Origin of the sequence: Aeromonas bivalvium (genome assembly GCF_000819765.1) — a bacterium.
GTDB lineage: Bacteria > Pseudomonadota > Gammaproteobacteria > Enterobacterales > Aeromonadaceae > Aeromonas > Aeromonas bivalvium.
This window is the reverse complement of record NZ_CDBT01000010.1, coordinates 592-5,949: the sequence shown is the minus strand read 5'-3', so window position 1 is coordinate 5,949 and position 5,358 is coordinate 592. Positions and strand designations below refer to the sequence as shown.

Annotated in this window: 6 protein-coding genes; all 6 read right to left on the bottom strand. The window is 71.2% G+C overall.

The window, feature by feature from the left end; genetic code table 11:
- The coding region (locus tag BN1119_RS03530; protein WP_280136463.1) for a sigma factor at positions 1 to 209 on the bottom strand (209 nt) is incomplete at its 3' end.
- A gap of 65 nt (positions 210 to 274) precedes the next feature.
- Complete coding sequence (locus BN1119_RS03525) at positions 275 to 1,873, bottom strand: BatD family protein (protein WP_052448019.1); 1,599 nt, start codon at positions 1,871 to 1,873, stop codon at positions 275 to 277.
- Positions 1,870 to 3,294, bottom strand: a complete 1,425-nt coding sequence (locus tag BN1119_RS03520) for a VWA domain-containing protein (RefSeq protein ID WP_041994502.1) — start codon at positions 3,292 to 3,294, stop codon at positions 1,870 to 1,872. Before BN1119_RS03520 ends, BN1119_RS03525 begins: the two co-directional genes overlap by 4 nt.
- The gene (locus BN1119_RS03515; RefSeq protein ID WP_041994040.1) at positions 3,294 to 4,235 is read right to left on the bottom strand and encodes a VWA domain-containing protein; all 942 of its coding nucleotides are present in this window, start codon (positions 4,233 to 4,235) and stop codon (positions 3,294 to 3,296) included. Before BN1119_RS03515 ends, BN1119_RS03520 begins: the two co-directional genes overlap by 1 nt.
- Positions 4,232 to 4,714 (bottom strand): DUF4381 family protein, encoded by a 483-nt coding sequence (locus BN1119_RS03510; protein ID WP_041994037.1) that lies wholly within the window; start codon positions 4,712 to 4,714, stop codon positions 4,232 to 4,234. Before BN1119_RS03510 ends, BN1119_RS03515 begins: the two co-directional genes overlap by 4 nt.
- Positions 4,711 to 5,358: DUF58 domain-containing protein (locus BN1119_RS03505; protein ID WP_041994500.1), on the bottom strand; the 648-nt coding region annotated here is incomplete at its 5' end. The genes BN1119_RS03505 and BN1119_RS03510, both read right to left, overlap by 4 nt.

Below are 5,358 nucleotides of genomic sequence, written 5' to 3'. Positions count from 1 at the left end.
GCATTTTCCCGCCGCAGTATGGTGATGAGCCAGGGCTTGGCCGCCTTGTCGTCGACCAGGCTGTCGATGGCCCGCCAGGCGCGCAGGTAGGTCTCCTGCACCAGATCCTCTGCCACATGGGGATCCCGGCACAACCAGTAGGCGTAGCGATAGATGTCCCCATGCAGGGCATGGACCAGGGCTTCATATTTTTTCTGTTTATCTGCCATACCCTCATTGACCGGGGATGGCACAGGTTCCTTTCCCGTTTTCTTGCGAAACAGCGAAAACCCCATCACTGAGTCTCCTTGTGGTGATCCTTGTGGCGATAAGTGCCGTCCAACCAGGCGACTCGTCTGAGCAAGCCGGCGATCCCCCTCGTCTCATAGGCGCACAGGGCAAGGGCGAGGGGAGCGCCGTCAAAGTGAGTCAGTGTACCAAAGCAGGCCGCCTGCAGGGTATCGAGGGCGGCCGCCATTGGTGCCGAAACGGGGATCTCCCCTGGCCAAAGGATGGCAGGGGAGAGGGGGCCGGGCCAGCGCCGGCGTCGCCAGTGCAGCAGGGCGTGGCGACTGTCCTCGGCATCGCCCCGCCGCAGGGCCTGTTGCAGGCGATAGAAGGCGAGCCAGCGACCCAGGCGAGGGCGGCAGGGCACCAGCAGGAGAGGCAGCAGGGCCCAGATGAGCAGAGGGACGCGGGGGCCGGAGGGGGCCGCCGAGGCCGACGGGCTTGCGAGATCGGGGGCGAAGCTCACTCGCTGGCCGGGCAGGATCAGCTGCTCGATGCGCCCGTTTCGGGTGTTGAGCCAGGGCAGGCGGATCTCGGGCAGCAGATAGTCGCCGGGCTGGGTGGCACGCAGGGCCTGGCGCCACTCCTGCTCGTACAGCAGCCGGCCATTGGCGAGGAAGCGCTCGCGGCGCTGGCTGCCGTCGCCCTGCACCCTGAGCCCGGCCACGTGTACCTCGGGCAGGCTCACCTGGCTGCCATCCCCATCCTCCAGACGCAGGCGAAGGGTGCGGATGATGGGCTCGCCCAGGGTGGCCTGGCGGCTGGTGAACTGCTGGCTGAGGGTGAGGCGGCGCGCCACCAGGGGCACTGGGGCCTCATCCACATGCAAGGAGAGGGGCCCCGCCCGCCCGGCCAGAGGCTGGGGCCTGTCCCCCAGCAGATAGCTGGCCTGCAACCTGGGGGCGGTCAGGGTGAAATCCCCGGCCCTCCTGGCCTGGAACAGCCAGCGGCGGATCAGCACCCCGGGCTCGCCGGCGCGGGCACCGGGGCGCCACTCATCCTCCCCGAGGCGACGTATGGTGAAGTCCGGGTGCGCGGGCTCCTCCAGCCCTGGCTGGCGGACTGGGTCTGGCAGCGTGATGTGCAGGGCATAGACGAAGGGTTGGCCCGGGTAGAGGGGCCCTTCATGGGCGAGGCTGGCCCGCTGCGTCACCCTGGGGGGAGGTGGCGCCGTGTCCGCCTCCCTCGCGGGAAAGGGGGGCAGGGGGATGGACCAGTTGGCGAGGCGCAGGGGGGGCAGGGGGGCGGGCTGACCGTGAAGCGGGATCAGCCAGCGAGTCGAGAGGCCATCCTCGCCCATGCCCTGCTGCAGGGAGACCCGCCCCACCGCGAACTGGCGCAGCAAGGGGGTGATGATCAGGGCCCCGGCGGGCCAGCGCCCCGGCGCCTCTATGATCAGGCGCCACTCATCGGGCCGCTCCGCGGCCAGGATCTCGACCTTGGGGGGCGGGGATGCCTGGTGCGAAGAGGTCATGGCCCCGTCCCCCAGCCCCCCCTTCTGCCGGGGGAGGGAAGGCTCGGTCCCCAGGACCGAACCGGCTGCGGTCAGCGTCACCAGCAACCACGGCAGCCAGGGGGGGGTCAGCTGGCGATGACGCCGGCTCATCCCGGATCCTCCGGGCGGGCCAGCAGACCCCGGCGCAGCGCCTCCTTGCGCAGGCGCTCCTTGAGCAGGATGACGGGGGGGGCCGGATCCGCCGTGCCCTGGGGGCTGACCTTGGTCTCGTCCGGGGAGGGGGCCCCGCCCATGGGGGGAGGCGGGGCGCTTTGTTCGAGCAGGGCCAGGTTGTAGCGGGCGTCCTGATGGGCCGGATCCTGGGCCAGGCAGGCGAGGTAGGCGAGTCTGGCCTCCTCGATGCGCCCCAGCTGTACCAGGGCATTGCCGCGATTGTAGTGAGCGGTGGGTCCTGACTGCTCCCCATAGGCGGCCAGGGCCCGCTCGAAGTCACCGGCCCGGTACCAGGCATTGCCGCGCCAGATCGGGTCTTGAAACAGCCGCGCCGCCTTGAGGTAGTCGCCATCGCCATAGGCCTGCAGCGCCGCGGCCGGATCGTATTGGGCGGCCTGGAGCGGCATCTGGGGCGGCAGGCAGAGCAGCAGCGCCAGCCAGAGGGCGCCGCGCCGGGCCAGCAGGCAGAGCAGCAGCAGGGGCAGCAGCAGCCAGGGACCGAGCTCCTGGCGCCCGGCGGGATCCGGCGCCAGATCCGTGGGCAGGGGAGCAAAGGTGGGCAGGCCCTCGCCCAGGGGCTGCAACTGACCACCGAGGCGATGGGCGAGCCCGGCCATCAGGGCAAGATCCGGCGGTGGCAGGCTGGCTCGTCCCAGAGCCAGCGCCAGCTCGCCGCCGAGGGGAACCTGGGCCTGGGTCGCGGCGAGCAGGATATCGAGGCGAGGTGCCCCGGGTTGGCGCAGACATTGCCAGCGTCCCTGACAGGGCCAGAGCGCGGCGATGTCCTCGGCCTGGCGCGCCGTCAGGCCGTCGCTTACCAGCAGCAGGCGCGCCCGCTGGCCCGGCGGGATCTGGGCCAGCCCCAGGGCCAGGGCGCGGACAGGGTTGGAACCTTGCAGCGGCATGATATCGGGACGTACGTCCGGCAGCAGGCGGGCAATCGCCTCCCGGTCGCGGGTGGCGGGCATGGCGAGATAGGCATCCGCGGCAAACAGGATGAGGGCGATGCGCCGCCCCTGGCTCTGGGTCAGCAGATCCTGGAGCAGCAGGCGTGCCCGGGTGGCGCGATCCGGCGCCAGATCCGGCGCCGCCATGGAGCGGGAGAGATCCAGCAGCCAGATATCCAGAGGCGGGGCGACCCGGCTCCCTTGTCCCTGCTCCAGCACGGGGCCGCAGAGAGCCAGGATGGCGGGCAGGGCCGCCCACCAGCGCCAGGGCACTGTGGTCCCCTTTCGCGGCAGCAGATAGCGGCGCATCAGGGGGCTGAGCAGGGGGGCTTGCCGGCGCTGTCGCCAGCCGAGCCAGAGCCAGGGGAGCAGGGCGAGCAGCCACCAGGGGCGCAGCAGCATGAGCTCCATCAGGGTCGCCGCCATGGGCTTGCCGCCGCCATCAGCCCAGGCAGCAGGAGCAGCAGGAGCGAGAGGGCCAGGGGCCAGGGGTAGAGCTCGGTCACGGGCCGGTAACTGTGCAGCGGCCTGGCTCCCGGCGCCAGGGTATCGAGGGCCCGGTTCATGGCGACGAGATCGCGCTGGGTGCGGGCGCGAAAATAGCGCCCCTGGCCGATGGCCGCCAACTGGGTGAGCAGGGGCTCGTCGAGTTCGGCGCTGGGATCGGGCCGGGCCGGGGTCAGCACCTGGCTGCCGGGGTCGGCGCCGACCCCCAGGGTAAACAGGGTGATGCCTTCGGCCCGGGCGGCCCTGGCCTGGGTGAGGGGATCGGCGCTGCCGGCCGTGTTGCGACCATCGGTGATGAGCAGCAGGGCCGTCTCGCGGTCCGGATCCCGGTGGCGGCGGGCCAGGGCGATGGCCTCGCCAAGCGCCGTGGTGCGCCCGACCAGGTCGAAATCCAGCTCGTTGGCCAGGGTCAGCAGCGCCTGGGTCTCTTCGCTCAAGGGGGCGAGCAGGTAGGCGTGATCGGCAAAGACGATGAGGCCAATCCTGTCCCCCCGACGGGCAAGAATGAGCGCCTTCACTTGCTGGCGCACCGCCGTCAGCCTGTCTTGCTGCTGGCTGCCATCGAACATGTCCGGGGTGCGCATGCTGTCGGAGAGATCCACCGCCAGCAGCAGGTCCCGGCTGCCCTGGTACTGGGTGATGGGCTCGCCCACCAGCTGGGGGCGACACAGGGCCAGGATCAGGGTGCACCACAGCAGGATCCCGTACCAGAGGGGCAGGCCCCCCTGGGGCCCCAGCAGGGGGAAGCCATCGTGGTGCAGGCGGTGACGGCGCAGGGGCGGCAGGGAGCGCACCAACAGGGGCAACACCAGGGCGAGGGCGAACCAGGGCCAGGCCAGGCTCATGGGGTCGCCTTGCCCGCCAGGAGGCGACCGAGCAGCAGGCGGCGTCCCAGGCGCAGGTAATCGGCATAGAGGGCGCGGCGCTGGGTCAGGGTCGGTTGCTGGCCGCCATAGAGCCAGCCATCCCATTGGGGGTGCCAGCGGCGAAAATTGGTCTGGCCCTGCTGGTCGAGCCAGCCGAGCCAGGGTTCTCCTCGCAGGGAGCGGCAGTGGGGCCAGCGGGCCAGGCTCTCCTGGCGCAGCCGATCGTGCAGCCGATCCAGCCAGAGGGCCGGATCCCCTCTATCCGGCGGGCTCAGGGCCCGGCACCAGCAACCGTAGCGCCACAGCCGTCGCCCCAGCCAGGCGACGAGGATGAGGGCCGTCAGGGCCAAGGCCAATAGCAGCAGGGCCTGGAGGCGGGGATCCAGCCAGTCGTCCAGCAGCGGGGGGCCGGGGTGGATGTCGCGGATCTGGCGGGCGAGGGTGGCGGCCTGACTCATGACGCCTCCCACTGGGTCTGCAGGGACTGGCTGCCATCGAGCAGGGTCAGGCGCCGCACCAGGGGCAGCAGCCGGGCCTGGCAGAGGGCGTGCTGCCGGGCGGCCGCCTCCCGGTAGCGACGGTTAAAGGAGGGGCTCATGGCATCGAGCCAGCCGGGGCCCTGCTGGCTCGTCACCGGCAACCGCTCCTGACCCCAGATCCCGGCTTCCAGGGGATCGCGGATCTGCCAGTAGTCGATGGGGTGCGCCCCGGCGAGGGCGGTGAGGGCCTGGCAGAGGGGATCCGGCGGGACCTGATGATCGCCAATCAGGGTGAGCCGGGCGCCGGCCGGGAGGCGGGCGCGCAGCAGGGTCACGGCCTCGGTCAGGGTCCCGTGCAGGGGGGCACGGGCCAGCCCGGCGTGGTAGTGCCGGCAGATCTGGTGCAGCAGGGGCAAGGGGGGCCCCTTCTGGTTCAGGATCTGCGGCGTGAGACCATGGATCTGCAGGGTCTGGGGGTGGCGCGCCCCTTGCCAGAGCAGGGCGGCGGCCAGCTCGCAGGCGAGCCTGGCCTTGAGCCTGTCGCCCGAACCGAAATAGAGGGCCGGGGAGAGATCGAGCAGCAGCCAGTGGTGCTGCTCCTGCTCTTCTTCGTAGAGGCGGGG